The organism is Alteromonas naphthalenivorans, from assembly GCF_000213655.1.
GTDB lineage: Bacteria > Pseudomonadota > Gammaproteobacteria > Enterobacterales > Alteromonadaceae > Alteromonas > Alteromonas naphthalenivorans.
Genome location: NC_015554.1, coordinates 4,519,540 through 4,537,740, shown reverse-complemented (window position 1 = coordinate 4,537,740; position 18,201 = coordinate 4,519,540). Strand labels below are relative to the sequence as shown.

At 44.9% G+C, this 18,201-nt stretch carries 12 protein-coding genes; 5 read left to right on the top strand and 7 right to left on the bottom strand.

The window, feature by feature from the left end; translation table 11 throughout:
* Nucleotides 1-11: 11 nt before the first annotated feature.
* From AMBT_RS19760 to AMBT_RS19745, 4 genes are all read right to left on the bottom strand, one after another.
* Entirely contained in the window at nt 12-2,684 is a 2,673-nt protein-coding gene (locus tag AMBT_RS19760) for a glycoside hydrolase family 16 protein (protein WP_013786430.1), read from the bottom strand.
* 405 nt (nt 2,685-3,089) lie between these two features.
* Nucleotides 3,090-6,230, bottom strand: coding sequence for a carboxypeptidase-like regulatory domain-containing protein (locus tag AMBT_RS19755; protein ID WP_148259135.1), 3,141 nt, complete (start codon nt 6,228-6,230; stop codon nt 3,090-3,092).
* A 110-nt stretch (nt 6,231-6,340) separates the two neighbouring features.
* Nucleotides 6,341-7,117 (bottom strand): fimbrial biogenesis chaperone, encoded by a 777-nt coding sequence (locus AMBT_RS19750; RefSeq protein WP_013786428.1) that lies wholly within the window; start codon nt 7,115-7,117, stop codon nt 6,341-6,343.
* A gap of 62 nt (nt 7,118-7,179) precedes the next feature.
* Nucleotides 7,180-7,689, bottom strand: a complete 510-nt coding sequence (locus AMBT_RS19745) for a hypothetical protein (RefSeq protein ID WP_013786427.1) — start codon at nt 7,687-7,689, stop codon at nt 7,180-7,182.
* Nucleotides 7,690-8,185: 496 nt separating this feature from the next.
* On the opposite strand from AMBT_RS19745, the gene AMBT_RS19740 reads away from it, so the two are divergent.
* Nucleotides 8,186-9,136, top strand: a complete 951-nt coding sequence (locus AMBT_RS19740) for a cation diffusion facilitator family transporter (protein WP_013786426.1) — start codon at nt 8,186-8,188, stop codon at nt 9,134-9,136.
* Between the two features lie 115 nt (nt 9,137-9,251).
* Here the strand turns inward: AMBT_RS19740 and AMBT_RS19735 are convergent, their stop codons facing one another.
* The 3 genes from AMBT_RS19735 to AMBT_RS19725 all read right to left on the bottom strand — a co-directional run bounded on the left by AMBT_RS19735 (nt 9,252) and on the right by AMBT_RS19725 (nt 13,928).
* The gene (locus AMBT_RS19735; protein WP_013786425.1) at nt 9,252-10,886 is read right to left on the bottom strand and encodes a solute:sodium symporter family transporter; all 1,635 of its coding nucleotides are present in this window, start codon (nt 10,884-10,886) and stop codon (nt 9,252-9,254) included.
* A gap of 19 nt (nt 10,887-10,905) precedes the next feature.
* On the bottom strand, nt 10,906-13,005 hold the full coding sequence (locus tag AMBT_RS19730) for a glycoside hydrolase family 31 protein (protein WP_013786424.1): 2,100 nt from the start codon (nt 13,003-13,005) through the stop codon (nt 10,906-10,908).
* 161 nt (nt 13,006-13,166) lie between these two features.
* Nucleotides 13,167-13,928: a sulfite exporter TauE/SafE family protein gene (locus AMBT_RS19725; protein ID WP_013786423.1), complete on the bottom strand. Its 762-nt coding sequence runs from the start codon at nt 13,926-13,928 to the stop codon at nt 13,167-13,169.
* 101 nt (nt 13,929-14,029) lie between these two features.
* Between AMBT_RS19725 and AMBT_RS19720 the strand changes: the two genes are divergently transcribed.
* From AMBT_RS19720 to AMBT_RS19705, 4 genes are all read left to right on the top strand, one after another.
* Nucleotides 14,030-14,779, top strand: coding sequence for a GntR family transcriptional regulator (locus tag AMBT_RS19720; protein WP_013786422.1), 750 nt, complete (start codon nt 14,030-14,032; stop codon nt 14,777-14,779).
* A gap of 345 nt (nt 14,780-15,124) precedes the next feature.
* Complete coding sequence (locus AMBT_RS19715) at nt 15,125-16,087, top strand: aldo/keto reductase (protein ID WP_013786420.1); 963 nt, start codon at nt 15,125-15,127, stop codon at nt 16,085-16,087.
* Between the two features lie 9 nt (nt 16,088-16,096).
* Nucleotides 16,097-17,089: a TauD/TfdA family dioxygenase gene (locus tag AMBT_RS19710; RefSeq protein ID WP_013786419.1), complete on the top strand. Its 993-nt coding sequence runs from the start codon at nt 16,097-16,099 to the stop codon at nt 17,087-17,089.
* Nucleotides 17,090-17,094: 5 nt separating this feature from the next.
* Nucleotides 17,095-18,096: a YeiH family protein gene (locus AMBT_RS19705; RefSeq protein ID WP_013786418.1), complete on the top strand. Its 1,002-nt coding sequence runs from the start codon at nt 17,095-17,097 to the stop codon at nt 18,094-18,096.
* Nucleotides 18,097-18,201 lie beyond the last annotated feature (105 nt).

Sequence of the window (18,201 nt, the reverse complement as noted above, 5' to 3'; positions counted from 1 at the left end):
CAGAAGCTTTGTTATTGCGCTGCAATTTCAGCATTATCTATACGGTATACCGCACCTTCACCGGCGCCCCACGCTGGGAACACCATCACAACATCGATAGCGCTGATGTCTAGCCCAGCGTCATACAAGGTTTGAAGTGGAAAGGTGTAGGTCTGCCATTCGCCAGTAATTGGATCTGCGCCTTCAAGGCTCTCTGAAATAGCAAGCTCAACGGCGGTTGAGGTATCGCCTGATTCAATCTTAAAGAGCCAAGGTGCTGATGCATCGTTAGGCGCCGAGCTTACTTTCATTTCGAAGCGCACTACGCCTGTTGAAAGCAATGAAGAGGCATCAAAATAAACATCGTCGTCGGCAAGAAAGCCCATTACGGTAGGTGTCGCACCAATACGGAATTCTGCCACTGTGCCGTGGTCGGCATCATCCACTTCTTCTGTGGGTGTAGAGCCGCCGCAGCAATCCCAAATTGACCATTGGTCAGCCGCTGTATCAGCGAATATAGTTAATTCGGTTGTAGCAGGGGTGTCGCCATCTGGGTGGTAAAACTTCACGTTATCTAAGCGATATACCGCGCCTTCACCTGCTGCCCAGTTTGGAAATACCATAATCACATCAATGGCACTTAGGTCTAGGCCAGCAGCTTGTAGGTCAGCAATAGGAAAGGTATAGGTTTGCCATTCACCAGCAGCGGGTACTTGCCCTTCAACGCTGTCAGATATCGGTAACTCAACCGCAGTGGCACCGTCGCTAGACTCAACTTTAAACAACCATTGCGCACTTGCGTTATTTGGCATGCTAACAACGCGCATATCGAATTGCAGTAAACCGCCATCGGCTAAGGCAGAAGCATCGAATGGCGTATCGCCACCGCCAGATACTGGACGGGTAATAAAGCCCATAACGGTCGGCTCTGCGCCAATACGAAACTCGGCTGTTAAACCATGTTCGTCATTGTCGATTTCTTCTGTAGGAGTTGAACCGCCACAGCAATCCCACATCGGCCAGTCTGGATTCATTTCATCTTCGAATATCACCAATTCTGGGTACGCAGACTCTTGCGAAATTTCAACATTGTTTACACGGTATACCGCACCTTCACCGGCACCCCATGCTGGGAATATCATGATGACATCAATAGCGCTGGTGTCTAAACCGGCATCAGCTAAAGCACTTAATGGAAACTCATATGACTCCCATACGCCTTGCTCAGGTGTATCGCCAGCGGTATCAGCAGGACCGACATAGCCAGTCATTAAAGGTAGCTCGACGGCGGTAGAGCCTTCACTACTTTCAATCTTAAACAACCAAGTAGCAGTCGTGTCGTTAGGGGCTGACATCATCTTCAGGTCGAATTTTACGCTACCGTTTTCTTCCATAGGCGAGGCATCGAAGGGTGATGCTTGACCTGCTGGCTCGGTAATAAATAACTCGCGACTAATAAAGCCCATGACAGTAGGTTCTGCACCAATGCTGAATTCATATACCTGACCTTCAGCGCTATCTTCTACTAACGCAGGTGTTGAACCACCGCAGCAATCCCATACTGGCCAATTAGGGTTGGTGGTACCGTCAAAAATAGTCAGGTTTTCTGCAATACCTGTTGAAGGTGGTGATGGAATTGGAGCGGCACCTTCTACAAGCGCATCGTCAAGTGAGTCGTAGCCTGGACGAACCGTTTCACAGCCAGCACCGGTATCTGGGTTTGAGGCACATTCATAAACCCGAACATAGTCGATATCAAAGCGCTGGCCATTTTCAAATGCTTCTGCATCAATGCCCGTTTCGTTGACCGCTTCAGGCCACTCTCCACCTACCGCTAAGTTTAGAATTAAGTAAAACTCTTGGTCATATGGTGCGTTATCCCAATGGGTAACTAGCTCACCCGTACCTTGTTCGAAGTATTCGGTGTACCAACCACGATGTGACAAGCCAGTGGCTTCGCCATTACTGTTGTAACGTACTTCAGAACGACGCTGGGTGGCATACAAGTAGTCGTCCATATACCAACGAATTTCACCTTCTTGCCACTCTATCGCGTAGGTATGAAAGTCATCTGCTGGGTTAGCGCCATCAGGCAATGAATAAGCTTGGCCTGAACTGTCGTTGTTTGGCCATTCTTGACCATAATGTAATGTGCCGTAGATATGCGCTTCAGGGTTGCCATCTGCATCTGCTGCTTTAAGGTTAACCGCTTCAAAAATATCGATTTCACCCGAACGCGGCCAGCCACCATACACTTCGTCAGTAGGCATCATCCAAAAAGCTGGCCAACTGCCTTGACCCGATGGCATTTTGGCGCGCATTTCAATGCGGCCGTATTTAAAATCTGCTTTGTAACGAGTAATTAAACGGGCTGATGTATAAGGCTTTTGTGCACCCTCTTCAGCGGGTAATGCAACAATGCTCAATGCACCATCACTAACGAATGCGTTTTCCTCGCTGTCGGTATAGCACTGAGCTTCATTATTGCCACCACCATCGCAGTTAACTTCACGTGTCCAGTTGTTATCGTCAATGGTCGCATTTTCGAATTCGTCGCTCCACACTAGTTCCCAGCCTGTTGCAGGGGCGCTAGTGTCAACGGCGTCTATATCCGTAGAAGTGGTTGCTCCACCACCACAGCCAATCAAAGTTGTGACCGTTAACGCGGCAGCAATCCGAGAAAGTTGAGTTACATTTTTAGTCATTATCTTCAGCCCTAATGCTAAGTAAATGGTTATCTAAAACGCCGCGTTGACCACGTCGAGTTATGTTTTGTAAGCGCTTCCATTTAAAGTTGTTATTTTTCTGTTTGAAAGCGCTTACATAAGATTAATGCACGTTAATTGAAAGATCAACAACACTCTTTGATATTTTTAACATTTGGTTTACTTGATGTGGGTGTGTTTACGTGAGGAGTGATTTTAACTTTATGTTATATATGAGTTTTATTTGGTGTGAAGCAAAATCACAGCAATTAGTACAAAAAATTAACCTTGTATTCAGGCGAATAAAAATAAAATGTTAATTGTTTAGTCGAAAGGTTTTTGGCAAAAACTGCTTAGAAATATTGCATCAGAAAACGTGTAGGTTAGCTGCTTCGATTAAAGCCTCTATTGTTTTGTTAGTAAGCTTTCACGAGTGACGGAAAGCGGGCCGCTACGGTATTTTGCATCGTAATAATCATCATCACAAACTGATGTCGCGCCCGCGGGAGCGACAAGGCGGTAAAACGAAGGAGACGCATGGTTATTAGGCAATAGCATCAGTTCAGGGTGCTCGATAAAAATCATGGGATTAATTGAGCTAAGGGCTTGATAGGCGGCAAGCTGACATAGGCGTTCGGCGGAACTGGATTCTATTTGACGAAGTGAGCTCTGAATAAGTTCTTGTATATCCTCTAATACAGACTCTAATCGCCAATGCTCACCGGTATATCGCGCTGATGGGCTTATGAATGCGTGACTAAAGGCTGGGTGTTGATTGAGTTTTTGTAATATCATTTTGGCTTCGCTAAATAGGTCAAACCTGCCTACCGTTACATAGGTTAATGCTGCACTATGATTGCGATGAAATTGAATAGACTCAGGTGCTATGGGTAAATGCTTCATCACTTCAAAAATAGAGCGAGAATGCCTGAATATACCAATTTGAATTTCATATTTGTGGAGGGTATCTGGGTTTGAAACAGGCTCAACGGTTGCAGAATGGTATGCAAGGTTTTCGTTAGATGAAGATGCTTCTCGCGCAAGCAAAATATCATCTATAAAAACAGAATCGCCTTGTGCTAGGGCGGTAAATGAAAGCGTACTGGTTTGAATCGTTAAGCCTTTCTGAATGAGGTAATCCTTATCTATTTCAATGCGATACTCACCAGGGGGAATAGCGTTAACATAGAAATAGCCATCGCTCTCTGTTCGCGTTTTAACGACGATTTGTTCAGTATTATCGATAAGTGCTATGTCAACATAACCCGCTCCACGGCTAGACGAATCACCGATTACGTAAATAGTGCCCTCAACATCATTAAAGGTATGTACTGGGAATTGAGTTTTATTAACCCCGCCGGCGTGGGTCAGTATTTGTACTTTGCCAGAGGCTGGCAACATATATGGGTCAGGAAGCGAATCTGGTTTTAAGGTGAGGTTTTGTACTCTGGCCCCAGTATTGAGCCTAACCATTCCATTTGCATCGGTACTTTTATCACGCCATAGTGAGCTTCCCGTAAACGTAAGGCCTTCTATAGGCATTTCGTTAGGGTCTTTACGTAAATTTCTATTATCGTCTAGGTAGGCAAATGCATCTATGCGTCCAGCGGTGGCCCCCGCTGAGCGTTCAAAATTCAAACTTTGCGTATACGGGTTAACATTCGTATTGCCGGTTAAGGAAAGGTTTACTGACCAATCTCCGCCCTCCATTACGCTGGCTGCCAACCCAATATTTAACGACTCAAAGCGCCAGTTGTGTTGGTGTCTAATTTCCAAGACATTGTCAGTATCTCTTCTATAACGTATGCGAGTTTCTCGATGTTGGGTGAGCGATTGTGGCCACCGCATCGACACATAGAAATTGTCGGTTGAAAAGCGATCTGAAGGAATAAAGTTCCAAGCACTAGAAAGGTTCCATCCATTAACGTCTTTGGCGTAATACAATCGGCCAGTGACCGCATCGCTACTATTGTTAGAGACGCTGACCCCTGAAGCAAAAGTCCCCCCCAGAAAGTTGTCATTTAAATTCACGTTAAAAGCACTTTGGGGTTCATCGAATTCATAGGCTCGGTGGGTCATACTGGCGTTCCAACCAAAGCGCCCAAACCACTCAGTTTTACCGTTCAAACGTAACGAGGAAATGTGCTTAATATCCTCGCCTTGTGAGTATGCATCGCTATAAAAATTGTTAAAGTAACGGGTAGAAAAGTTCAAGTTGAGGTTATTGCTGAACCTGCCGTTCCAACCTAAAAACATACCATAACCACCCGTATCCTGATCTGACACCTCAAATTTGAGTGCCGAGCCGAAAAGTTGGGTATTGATACCGGCTGTGACATACGAGGCAATTTCATCTTCCAGCCAAAGACGTTGAACGCTAGCAGATAATGTTGCGCTATCCGTGAGGCCATAGCCGAGCCGGGCGACAGTGGCTTTTCCTATTCCTGTGGTAGATACTTGACCATCCAGTAAGCGAAATTGATTGTCGGTAAGCCCAAATAAAAAATCGAATTTTCCCTGCCTTAGCTGGTTATTACCCACATTGACGGTTTTAGTTCGAACCTCTTGCTGACCTTCAGGCCCATATAGCTTCAACTCGAATAAGTTTGCGCCATAGAAGGTTTCTATATCTTCGAAAAGTACCTTATTCTCCTCGTTACTGAATTGCTCATCGATAAATTGTCCATTTCTGAAAAGTTGTATCCGCCAGCTGGGTAATACGAACTCTTCAATACTAGTGCTTGAAAAACTGCGCCGCTGCCGTGTATCCCCATTATGTACAATCAAGCCGAGTGACTGTCCAGAGCGTGTAACCAGTTCATCTCTTTGCAGCTGTATATCGCCAAACTCATAGGCAAAGTTGTCTAAGGCGTTATCAGAACCTTGGTAGTTTTCGTTTAAGGTTTTGCCAAATCGCAGGTAATGGACACTGGTGTCATCAACTCTGCTCACACGTAGGTTTGCTGAATGATATAAGAAATCGAACCCTGCGTTTATATTGGCTGAAAAACGATTATCGCTGGTCGCACTATCTTGTTTTGATAGGCGGTAGGTAACCAGTGGCGAAGTGAAGAACTGATATTGATCTTCAACCACTTTACTTACAGGCACTACGCTAGGCTTAAAGTGTAGCTGCGGATTATCAGCGCTTACGTTTGAAGATGAATTTAGGGGAAGACGGCCAGTGAGGTTGAGCTGAAGCAACGTATAATTAAACGTTTGTTCAATCTGCAATAAAGCCGCAATCATGCGTGTATCGATATAGATATCAAAATCATCGGCTGCCCAAAGAAACGTATCAGGCGGCGTATTACTAAGAGTAGGCAAGGCTTGATTGAATGCATAGTTGAAGCTGCAGAAATCGTCATTACCTTGAGATTGTATAATTCCTTGAGTCATTGATATTTCCCAGTCTAGGGAAAGCGCGTCAGCGAACAGAGATGCGGGAACTAGGTATCGTTCACCAACAGGGTAAACGTCAAAGCCATCCCATAGGGGACGACCGTTAAGGCGTAATACACTGATTAATAATTGGTCTTCGTCCAATGCCACCCGAGCCGTTGAAGAAATGGGAGGACAGGGTTCCGCCCAAGAGACGAACACCGTAAGACACAAGAATATGAAGGATAGTATCCTCATGACACGTTAGCAGGCTGCTATTTTATAACGTGTTCAATAGATAGCGCTATATCGCCACCAAATTTATCAATTTCAGTAAACCGAATAACAACGGGCCCTTTTTTGGCGTTTTGCAAGGGAATCAGTACTTTTCGACGTTCAAGAGGGCGATAGACTGCTACGTTATTCAGTACACCGATCTCTTCCCCATTCGCATCCTCTATTATGAAGTTCCCGAATAGCGAACGATTGCCTGAACGTTTTAGCCAAACTTGTACGTGTGGCTTCCCGTTATAAATAATGGTGGAAGGATTCACCATTGAAGCTTCAGCGGTAATGCGTCCATGACGCACTATAATCGGAATATTGTATGCAAGTTTGCTGGCAAGGTTTACATTCCCGTTTGTACCAGGCGCTATTTCTGTTACTAAGCGAAGATTAGCGCGGTACTCGCCATCAGCAAGTCCAGCAGGCTTTCGTAACGCGAAGCGCAGCGCTTGACGCTCTCCGGGTAGAATATTGCCGCGTTTTGGAGAATATCTAATAAACGTTGATGCTGTAAGCGGGTCTTCTGTGACCGCGTACACTAATCCCTCCTCAGTCATCGCATTAATAGATAACTCTGCTTGGTAAGACATTGGCGTTGAGCTTGTGTTACGTATTTGGATAGAGTCTGAGCGAGATTTTGAATCAAAATAAATGCGAAATTTAGATAGCGAAACATCTGCATTAGCCACACTGGAAAAAAATAGAGCAACAGAGATAACAAGAAAAATAGAAAGGCGAATGGGTGTTAACAGCCGTATCAGTATCATATTTACTTCTGATTTCGAGTATAGAAAAGAATAGGCGAACGCAGCTCGCTCGCCTCGAACGATTACTGGAACGTAACGTCAACTATATAGTTAGCTGTATAAGAGTCGCCTGGCGATAACGCCGAGTCCACAGTCATGTCACCATATACATCGATAGTAAGATCTGTACCTGATGCGTCTGTAGTAACCGCAGTCAATGTGCCGTCTGCGATATTGTCGTATGTTGCCACAGCTGAATTGATGTCGTAGTTCGCTTCAAAAGTCACATTGGTGCCAGATGCACCTGTCACTGTTACATTCACAGGAACATTCGAAGCTAAGCCTGATACCGTAATTAGACCAATAGCAATGTTAGCATTAGAAACATCGCAATCGCCCGATACTAAGCCCGCATCATTCATGGTACACACAGAGCCTACCGTCGGTTGCATTGCACCGAAGTGAAGCGTAGCAGTCTCTGCAATAGTGGCATCGGACATCGCGTCTACATTCGCTTGAAATGTTTCACTTGCTGCAAGTGTTGACGCAGAGATAGTAGAAAGTAGCGCTATTGTCATTATTCTTTTTTTCATTTTGTTTCCTCTCATACCTTTAGTCGGGGCTGTCTAACGAAATAGATTACAATTGTTCTAAAATCAGTGAGTTGCTTTGAAGTTATTATTCGAACCCAATTGACAGCGAAAATATATAACCACAGTCTTTACCCTTTTAAAAGGCGTTAAACCTCATGCTTACTTATTGAATTTAATAACTATTATCGAGATGAAAAAAAGCAGATGTTCAACGTATTGATTATGTTTAAGTTTTTTTAAGGTACTTTTTAAAGTTGTACTTTTGTATACAAGCATAAATTTTAAAATTTTCAATATTTTTTAAAAAAATTTTATTTGTGTGGGGTAGAGAGACGTTTTTAGTATTTTATTACGCACTTGAATGCTGACGGAAATTTATTATTGTGTTGTTGAGCGGACTTTAAACTGCATGTTTTTTTAACAAGTATCGTGTTTTCAAGGATGCGGTTTATAATTTCAGTATGCAGTGGACATGCTATTAAAGGAGTAACAAATAATGCACCATCATTCTCACGGTCATGCTCACGGACATAGCCATGCAGAAACTGATAGCACCCGTATAGGCTGGGCATTCTGGCTAAACTTCTGCTTTACCATCATAGAGTTTATCGGTGGGTGGTTAACTAACAGTGTTGCCATTATGGCCGATGCGGTGCACGATTTAGGTGATACCTTGTCTATTGGCCTTGCATGGTGCTTAAGTAAATTGGGTAATAAATCGGCTACCGACAAATACTCATATGGTTTTAAGCGATTGAGCCTCTTGGGCGCTATGATCAACGGGCTCATTCTTGTTGCAGGCTCAGCGTGGGTTTTATCAGAAGCTATTCCTCGGTTGGCGAACCCTGAAATGCCGATGACAGAGGGCATGATGGGCTTGGCAATAATGGGCATTTGCGTGAACGGATTTGCGGCTTATAAGTTAAGTGGCGGCCATTCAATGAATGAAAAGGTGCTCAACTGGCACCTTATTGAAGACACTATGGGCTGGGTAGCAGTACTCATTGTAGCTATCGTTTTACATTTTGTAGATTGGCCTATTCTCGACCCAATCCTATCTATTCTATTTACCCTATTTATCTTATTCAACGTGCTGAGATACGTAGTGCAAACCATGAAATTGTTTTTGCAAGGGTCGCCTGATGATACCCAGAAGCAGGCTATTTCTGATGTCTTGTTAAGCATTGAGCATGTTGAAGAGCTACATCATGTTCACTTTTGGTCTCTTGATGGCGAACAGCATGTGCTAACAGCGCACGTGGTAATTAATTGCAGCATTGATAACACTAAACTTCTGTCTCTAAAGCAAGAGGTGTCACATCGGTTAGCGCCGTTTAATTTGGCTCATACCACTATCGAATTTGAATTGCCTGGGGAGCCCTGTCGGGATGAAAGTGACAATTTACATGTTCATCCGCATCACCATGAACATGTTCATCTTAAATAACAAAGGCGGCCAAGGCCGCCTGTTTGTATTATGGGTGTGCTAAGCGTTTTAACCCTAGTTCGTATCTGGCACGCCACCACTTAAGGCTTATGCCGATGGCGACAAAGCAGGTGCTTCATAGCCCTACCAACGAGGGAATAAAGGCGTTGCTAATACCGCCCACGAAACCTACTGGTGAGAACATCAGGTACAAAGTAACAATTAAGCCAACCAGTATAATTGCGCAAGGAATAGCATAGCGCCACGGTGTCATATCCACTTCTGCTTTAGGAACAAAGCGCCATGGTTTCGCCATAGGGTAGAAGTGACCGATGGCCAACATAATACCTAGCTCGATAGCAAATAAAATAGCGTAAATATGAATAAAGTTAATCTCTACTTGCCACACAAATTTCAATAAAGCGTAGGCAATTACGTGGAAGATAATGGCGACTTTGGCAGCAAGGGCAGGCACATTTTTAGTAAATAAACCAACTAGTACAATGGTAATAACGGGAATGTTATAAAAACCAGTAAAGATACGGATGATTTGCCACAACCCTTCTGGCGCCAGCATTAACAGCGGCGCAGTAATGAAAGACACCACAGCAATAACTAAACTGGTAATTTTGGCTACACGGATAAGCTGAGAATCACTCACCTTATCTTTCTTAAAGGGTTTGTATACGTCTAAACAAAACAGCGTGGCCGCACTATTTAATAGTGAGTTAAATGAGCTAAAAACCGCCCCTAATAATACGGCTAAGAAAAAACCAGACAAGTATTGTGGTAGCACTTCTTTCACTAAGTGGGGGTAAGCCAAGTCGATAGTTTGCAGGTTTTCATTTTGGTACAAGTGATACGCAATAACCCCGGGTAACATCATCATAAAGGGCACGAGTACTTTAAAGTATCCCGAAAACAACACGCCCTTTTGACCTTCAATTAAGTTCTTAGCACCAAGTGTGCGTTGAATCACGTATTGATTGGTACCCCAATAAAACAGGTTGGCCAATATCATACCGGTAAAAATAGTCCCGAAGGGCACGGGGTCATCCGCCCCACCTATGGCATTAAGCTTTTCAGTTTCGGTTGTTGCAATAGTGGTTAGGCCGGCCGCGAAGCTACCATCACCCAATGCAATTAAGCCTAAAATAGGCACCAATAACCCAACAATAAGAAGGCCCACACCGTTAATGGTATCTGACACTGCCACTGCTTTTAAACCGCCGAATATGGCGTACAAGGCACCGATACTGCCCACCATAATAATGGTGACAATAAGGCTGGCTTCATAACTTAAATTCAATAACCCAGGCACATCGAACAACCGAAGAACGGCAATAGAGCCTGAATAGAGCACTGAGGGAATAGTAATTAAGGTGTAACCCACCATAAATAACACCACGGTCATTCTTCTTACGTTATCGTCGAAACGGTCACGTAAAAATTCGGGTAGGGTGGAGAAGGCGCCCGCTAAATAGCGGGGCAAAAATATCAGCGCCATGATAATGGTAGAAATACCGGCGGTAACTTCCCATGCCATAGCACTTAAATTGTACCCAAACGCAGAGCCGTTAAGCCCAATAAGCTGCTCTGCAGACAGGTTGGTCAGGATCATCGAGCCCGCAATGAAGGTGCCGGTTAACCCCCGACCTGCTAAAAAATAGCCGTCTTGGGTATTCACTTCGCCTTTCGTTTTCATGTACGAAATAATGGCGACCACGGCCATAAAGGCCATGCAGGTCAGTAAGGTAAGCGTCACATTCATGCTAATACTCCGACGACTATTACGGCCACATAGTGGTAGCAGACATATCCATTTCGGTATGTTCTACCTCAGGGCCTAAAACCACTTGCTCACCTTTGCGAACAAATACCGCCAGCTCATTCAAACCTAGGATTTGCTCGTAGTACTTACCGCCTTGGTAAGTGTCTTCGTCGGTAGGTGAAGTGCTAGCAGCATTAAAACGAACCCAATCACCTTCTGGTAAATAGAACTTCACTTTACCGCCAGGCACAATACAAGGCACCACTAACAAGCTTTCGCCGCACATGAATTGTTGCTCAAACTGGCTAGCAAGTGGGTCGTTAGGGAAAGCGAGTGCCATAGAACGCTGCACTGGTAAGCCGGTTTCACTGGCTTGTTGCGTAGCTTTTTCTAAATAAGGCAGTAAGCGGTAACGCAGCTTTAGCGCATTAAAGACAGCATCAGACGCTGCTTCACCGTATGACCAAGGTTCGCGAGGGCCAATGCCATGCAGGCGCATGTGAGCAGAGAATACTGATGCCTGTGCCCAGCGAACGTAGAGTTCAGCGTCGCGGGTATCTTTATAGAACCCGCCTATGTCGGTGGCGAAGAATGGACCACCCGACATGCCCCAAGATAAGCTACCGCGGATACTCGCAGCTAGACCATGCCAGTCTGCTTGAGGATCGCCGCCCCACTGGGCAGGAAAACGTTGGCTGCCGGTCCATGCTGAACGACTGAACAGAAATGGCCCGGTTTTACAGTATTTCTCAGCCGCTTCGTACACGCAGCGGTTATACAGCATGCTGTATACGTTATGCAGGCGGTCACCTGAGTCACCACTGTAAGAGAGCATGTTGTCATCTTCTAACTGCTCACCAAAGTCGGCTTTAATCATATCAACACCCAATTCGAACAGAGGCTTGTGTGATTCTTTCCAAAATTCGTAAGCGTCAGGGTGGGTGAAATCTAAAATACCTGAATCAGGTAGTGGCGTAAGTACTTCACCGAAGGGGCTTAAATCCCATTCGTAGCGATAAGCTTCGCCCGTGCGTTTGTCTTTAATTAACCAGCCTTTTTCAGCGGCCTTTGCGTACAGTGGATTTTTCACTGAAATCATGGGGTATTCCCATACGCAAATTTTAAAGTCCATTGCTTTTAGTTCATCAAGAACCGGCTTAGGATCGGCATAGCGAGTTGGGTCCCATTCAAATGCAAAACGGGTATCGGTGTCTTGCCACGCTCGGCCATCTAGCGTAATGACGTCGCAAGGCATGTTCTTTTCACGCACTTCGCGGGCAACAGCTAATAGCTCTTGTGAGTCTTTATAGTAGGCCTTGGAAAGAATAACGCCTAGGCTCCACTTTGGTGGAACAGGGGCAAAGCCGGTTAAGCTACTGTAAGTATGAATACTTTTCGCCGGGCTATCACAATGATACAAGAACATATCTAGCAAGGTGTCTTCTACCACGCAAACGTATGCCCGCTGCGACCAAGGCGCATAGCCCACACCGTGCGTAACCGGCGTTGGCGTGTGAACAAAAAGGTTCCAGCCTTCAGGGCTCCAAGCGTAAGGGGTATTTTTATAAGACTTTTCCGTGTTTACGCCAAGTGCATCATGATTATATGAACGAACCAACTGGCCGCGTTTATCTAGCTTGCCCCACTTTTCACCTAAGCCGTATATGGATTCATCGTCGCCAAGTTCTAGGCAAACAATCCAGCCCGCATCGGTTTTCGCGAAAGGCGGTAGGCGATGTTGGCGCACAAAGTGACCGTCGGTAGCCGATTCTTGTACTACAATATCGTTTCGATAAAGTTTGAAATGAAGTGGAGCAGAAAAAAGCGCTAAACGATAGTCTCCTGCATTAACGGTGCAGTGTTGCTCATCGCCTGTGAAAACCAGTTGCTGAGTATCTGGCGTAGTAATAAGCATGCCATAGTCAAAGCCATCATCTAACGTGGCATTTTCTCCACCTGACTGAATACGTAGGCCGAATTGGCTGATAGAAAATAGTAAACTGCCATATTGGGTAGGCACCGCTAGGTGATGATCGTCTTTCAGATAAGGGCTCGCGGTAATGTCTGCCGCCTTTATGCTGTTCCAGTCTGGCTCGGTTACCGAAAATGCATTACTCATATCACTTCACTCTTCGTGTCTTATATAAGACATAAGTTAATGAAATGTAACTTGGCTGTCAACGAGCAATTACACTTTTCAGTGCAAAATATTACAAGTGTGGGTTGTATGAGAAACGGCGAATGGCGTTATTGCTATCAGTTGATGCTTCTAGCCTGTGTTTAGTTAAACACGTGGGGCACGTTTTGAAGAATCAAGGTTAGCCCACTAAGCGCTAATGTACTAATGGCCAGTAATCTTACCACGCTTGGTTCAACTCGCGCAGCTAGTAGCCTACCAATGCGCGTAAAGATTAATATGAGAGGGATAGCAAAGAGGGTAGATATAACCGTGGTGTGATCGGGCAGGGTGCCAAAAGGCACCATGGCTAAACGGATAAGCGCGGTAACACTAAAAATGGCAAGTAAGGTATAGCGCACTTCGTGTACTGACCAATTCTGGCGATAACATTGGAATACTACCGGTGGACCGAAGGTAGAAAATAACCCCCCTAACACCCCGCCTAATGCGCCTGAAACTAAAAAGCCCCAACCTTTACCTGACGCACTGGCTTTGCTTCTTTTTATAATAAGTAACACGCAACAGGTTAAAATAGCTAATCCGAGTAACATATTTAGCCAAACCGACAATCCAGCGGATAGGAACTCAAGCAACGCATAGCCTACAGCGATAAAAGGTATGCCACCAATCAACACAAGCGTGAAGGCTTTGCGGTGGATAAGGTGAATATTCTTCAAGACAATACTGGTTGAATTCACCAAGCCTAAAACACTAATTAAAAATGTTGTGGCGGTAAGAGGAAGCAAATTAAACAGGGTAAAACTAGATACCACCATTAACCCGAAGCCAAACCCGCTTAGGGTTTGCAGAACAGTAGCAAAGCCCAATAGAATGAACATAGGTACTAGGGTTTCAAGTAACATTTTGCATCTACACCTGTAGTTGAGTGTGATTTACATCAAAAATGCGCTATAACTCTTGTGTATGATATAACAACAAAAATTAAGCATTAGGTTAGGGTTTCATGTCTTCATCTCAGTTTGACCACAAGTTAAGTGGTCCCAGTCTTGCGTTCCAACCGCTCTATCAGCAAGTTGCCGAATATATAAAGCAACTCATTGTGGAACGTCGGTGGCAGCCTGGTGAAATGTTGCCAAGCGAGTTCAGACTAGCTGATGAATTTAACGTTAGCCAAGGCACAGTTCGTAAAGCGTTAACCTTGCTTACCGACACGAAAATTGTAACACGTCGCCAGGGTGTAGGTACCTTCGTTTCCGAGCATACTGCACAAGATGCCCTGTTTCGATTTTTCCCGTTGCAAGCTGATGGCAAGGGGGCAGACCTACCCAAAGCCGAGCTGCTTGGCATAGAACTCATATCCCCAGATAAAAACGTACAAACCGCGCTAAATCTATCCGGTAAAGAGCGAGTGACAAAACTTGAACGTCGCCGCATTTTAGATAACGAGTTTTGTATGCTGGAAACGATTTTCCTGCCTGCTAAATACTTTGCCGGTATGCACGAACGCAAAGATATTCCACATACCTTATACCATTTTTACCAAACAGATTTTAATCAAACCGTCTTTAAAACCCGAGACGGTATTAAAGCGGTACTGGCCTCAGATAACGATGCCAAGCTACTACAAATAAAGGCCGGCGAGCCGTTGTTGCTGGTAACACGGGTGACAGAGTCTATAGACGGTAAACTGATTGAATATCGCGAAAGCAAATGTAGGAGCGATCACTATCATTACCAAGTAGAGCTCGATTAAATCAGGGCTAGCAACCCTTCTACTCGCTTAGCGCACAACCTTTTTAAATCGCCATACTCTGTACATATTGCTGCTACTTTTAATGCAGCTCCTATCAGCATTCTACGCTTTAATAGCGATGCCTTTAAAACCAGTGACCTTTAAAGTTATACCTACAAAATAAGGGCTTCGGTAGACCGTCATTCAATAACGTCACTTCGTTATAAACACAAAAACCACTTCGCGAGTATCAAAAAGTGAGTGCCCAATTTATTTTGTTAACACTTTGTTGACATGGCATGCGTCCTATAATAACTTATGTCTTATACAAGACTAAAGTCTTTTTTATTAAACAGGATTAAAGATATGAACGCGTTAGAGAAAATTCCTGAGGTTGGGTTTGGTTTCTGGAAGGTAGATACCGCCATTTGTGCTGATACAGCATACGAGGCCATAAAGGCAGGCTATCGTCATTTAGACTGTGCCGCTGATTATGGTAATGAAAAAGAAGTGGGCGAAGGTATTCAGCGTGCTATTAAAGATGGTCTTTGTACCCGTGAAGAGCTTTGGATCACATCTAAGCTTTGGAATACCTTCCACGCGCCAGAGCATGTGCCGCTAGCACTTGAAAAAACATTGAGCGATTTACAGCTAGATTATATCGACTTGTACCTTATTCATTTCCCAATAGCGCAAAAGTTTGTACCTATTGAAACTCGTTATCCACCAGAGTGGTTTTACGATACTACGCAAGAGAACCCAACGATGGAGTTGGCGCCTGTTCCACTTTATAAAACATGGGAAGCCATGGAAAGTTTGGTAGATAGCAAAAAAGTAAGCCGTATTGGTGTGTGTAATTACAACACTGGGCTACTTCACGACCTAATGAGCTACGCTCGTATCAAGCCGGCCATGTTGCAGATTGAATCTCACCCGTATTTAACGCAAGAACGATTGATTCGTTTAGCGAAAGACTACGACATGAACGTTACCGCATTCTCACCGCTTGGTGCACTGTCTTATCTTGAGCTAGAAATGGCGGATAAAACGGAGTCGGTACTAGAGCAAGACGTAGTGAAAAAAGCAGCAGCTGCCCATGGCAGAACCCCTGCACAAGTAGTGCTTCGCTGGGGGGTGCAACGTGGCAATGCCATTATCCCCAAAACATCGAAGCCTGAGAGAATGCGCGAAAACTTAGCGCTGTTCGATTTCGAACTTACCGACGAAGAAATGCAGGCTATTTCAGCGCTTAACATGAACCGACGCTTTAACGATCCCGGTCACTTCTGTGAAGCTGCCTTTAATCGTTTCCACCCTATTTACGACTAGGAGAGTACTATGAGCAACGCGATAGAATATGCCAATGTGCCAACCCAACACAGCTATAATGGTCAAGTTTTTCCGCAAATTGTGGTGAATAACGATGGCTGTAAAACCGTAGAAGAAACGGTGACGTTTATTCAACAGAACCAGGCTGAGCTAGAAGCACAACTCGCCATTTCGGGGGCGTTGTTGTTTAGAGGGTTTCCTCTAAATTCGGCGGAAACCTTTGACATCTTTTCGGCGGGTTTTGGCTACGCAAACTTTACCTACAAAGAGTCGTTGTCTAACGCGGTACGTATCAATTTTACTGAACGTGTTTTCACCGCTAATGAAGCACCTAAAGATGTGGAAATTTTCTTACATCACGAAATGGCACAAACGCCAATTTCACCCAGCAAAGTATTCTTTTACTGCCAGTCAGCAGCCGACGAGGGTGGTGCAACACCCTTATGCCGTTCAGATAAATTATATGAAGCATTGAAGGCTGAAAACCCAGCGCTTGCTAGCGATTTTGCGGAAAAAGGCTTGAAGTACACTACTACTATGCCCGCGGCAGATGATGCTAATTCTGGTCAAGGCCGCAGCTGGAAAAGCACCTTGAGTGTAGAAAGTACAGCAGAAGGCGAAGCCAAATTAAAAGAGCTCGGCTACAGCTGGGAATGGTTGGAAGATGGTAGCTTACGCGCCGTTACTCCTGTGTTACCCGCGGTTATTGATTTAGGCGATGGTTCACATTCATTTTATAACCAATTAATCGCAGCTTACATGGGGTGGAAAGGTGTGCGTGAAAATCCATCTTCAGCCATCACCTTTGGCGATGGCTCTGCTATTCCAAAAGAAGGGTTAGAGCGAATTGCTGAATTGTCGCAGCAGTTTACTTTCGACCTCGAGTGGCAAGACGGTGATGTTGCCTTGGTTGATAACTATCGTGCGATGCATGGCCGCCGTCCCTTCTCGGGTGAAAGAAAGCGCCAAGTGTTAGTGGCACTTGTTGCTGCTGAGCGTTAATTGTTATGACCGAGTTTGCCGCAAAGTGTAAATCGATTTGGCCTGGTTTTGGTATTGCTACAATAACCGGTATGGCAGCGCTTTTTTTAAGTGAGCATTATGGCGCGCCCGCCATGTTGTTCGCGCTGTTACTGGGTATGGCAATCTCATTTTTGTATCAGGCCGATGGGGTGTGCAAATGCGGCATTGATTTCACTGCCAGCACGCTATTGCGTGCCGGTGTAGTGCTGCTTGGTTTGCGCATTGCTTTGGGCGACTTAGTCGTACTCGGTTGGCAAACTGCGGCAATGCTTGCCTTTGCTATTTTCTCAACCATAGTGTTGGGCGTGGTAATGGCAAAAAGCGTAGGGATGCAGAAACGCTTTGGCGCACTAACTGGCGGCTCGGTAGCTATTTGTGGCGCCTCTGCGGCATTAGCGATTTCTACTATTCTGCCTGCTGGCAAAAACCATGAGCGAGATACTTTGCTCACGGTGATTGGTGTAACGGCTATGTCGACTATCGCTATGATTGTTTATCCGATTATCGCAGGTCAGCTAAACATGAACGATACCGAAGCGGGTATTTTCCTAGGCGGTACTATTCATGATGTGGCCCAAGTGGTAGGGGCCGGTTATTCGGTATCTGAAGATGCCGGAGATATGGCTACGCTCACTAAACTCGTGCGAGTTGCCATGTTATTGCCTGTTGTTATGATCATGATGGTGATAGTAAAACGTGCACACAGCAGCGTGCAGGATCTCGATGGCGAGATGCCTAAGCTACCCGTGTTCTTAGTGGGTTTTGTGGCTCTTATGCTATTAAATAGTTTTGTTACCCTACCTGAAGTGGTTATCGATTCAGGTTCACAAATATCACGCTTTTTCCTTGTGGTCTCAATTACTGCCATTGGTATGAAATCAAACTTAGGTAAATTGGCTGAAGTGGGCATGTTACCTATTGTACTTATTGTGACGGAAACCCTGTGGATAGCTTTGCTTATTTTAGGTTATCTGTTTTTGAGCTAGTTCTTGAGTTAGCTTTTTTAAGTTAGTTTTTCGTCAAAAATGCACTCGTAAAGGAGGCAATGCGTGCCTATCTCAAACAAATCTAAGCAGGATGTGAGCACGCAT

What these genes read in the sequence shown, in the direction of transcription:
- AMBT_RS19760 (WP_013786430.1), bottom strand. Translation starts at nt 2,684, where the DNA reads ATGACTAAAAATGTAACTCAACTTTCTCGGATTGCTGCCGCGTTAACG.
- AMBT_RS19750 (WP_013786428.1), bottom strand. Translation starts at nt 7,117, where the DNA reads ATGATACTGATACGGCTGTTAACACCCATTCGCCTTTCTATTTTTCTT.
- AMBT_RS19745 (WP_013786427.1), bottom strand. Translation starts at nt 7,689, where the DNA reads ATGAAAAAAAGAATAATGACAATAGCGCTACTTTCTACTATCTCTGCG.
- AMBT_RS19740 (WP_013786426.1), top strand. Translation starts at nt 8,186, where the DNA reads ATGCACCATCATTCTCACGGTCATGCTCACGGACATAGCCATGCAGAA.
- AMBT_RS19735 (WP_013786425.1), bottom strand. Translation starts at nt 10,886, where the DNA reads ATGAATGTGACGCTTACCTTACTGACCTGCATGGCCTTTATGGCCGTG.
- AMBT_RS19730 (WP_013786424.1), bottom strand. Translation starts at nt 13,005, where the DNA reads ATGAGTAATGCATTTTCGGTAACCGAGCCAGACTGGAACAGCATAAAG.
- AMBT_RS19725 (WP_013786423.1), bottom strand. Translation starts at nt 13,928, where the DNA reads ATGTTACTTGAAACCCTAGTACCTATGTTCATTCTATTGGGCTTTGCT.
- AMBT_RS19720 (WP_013786422.1), top strand. Translation starts at nt 14,030, where the DNA reads ATGTCTTCATCTCAGTTTGACCACAAGTTAAGTGGTCCCAGTCTTGCG.
- AMBT_RS19715 (WP_013786420.1), top strand. Translation starts at nt 15,125, where the DNA reads ATGAACGCGTTAGAGAAAATTCCTGAGGTTGGGTTTGGTTTCTGGAAG.
- AMBT_RS19710 (WP_013786419.1), top strand. Translation starts at nt 16,097, where the DNA reads ATGAGCAACGCGATAGAATATGCCAATGTGCCAACCCAACACAGCTAT.
- AMBT_RS19705 (WP_013786418.1), top strand. Translation starts at nt 17,095, where the DNA reads ATGACCGAGTTTGCCGCAAAGTGTAAATCGATTTGGCCTGGTTTTGGT.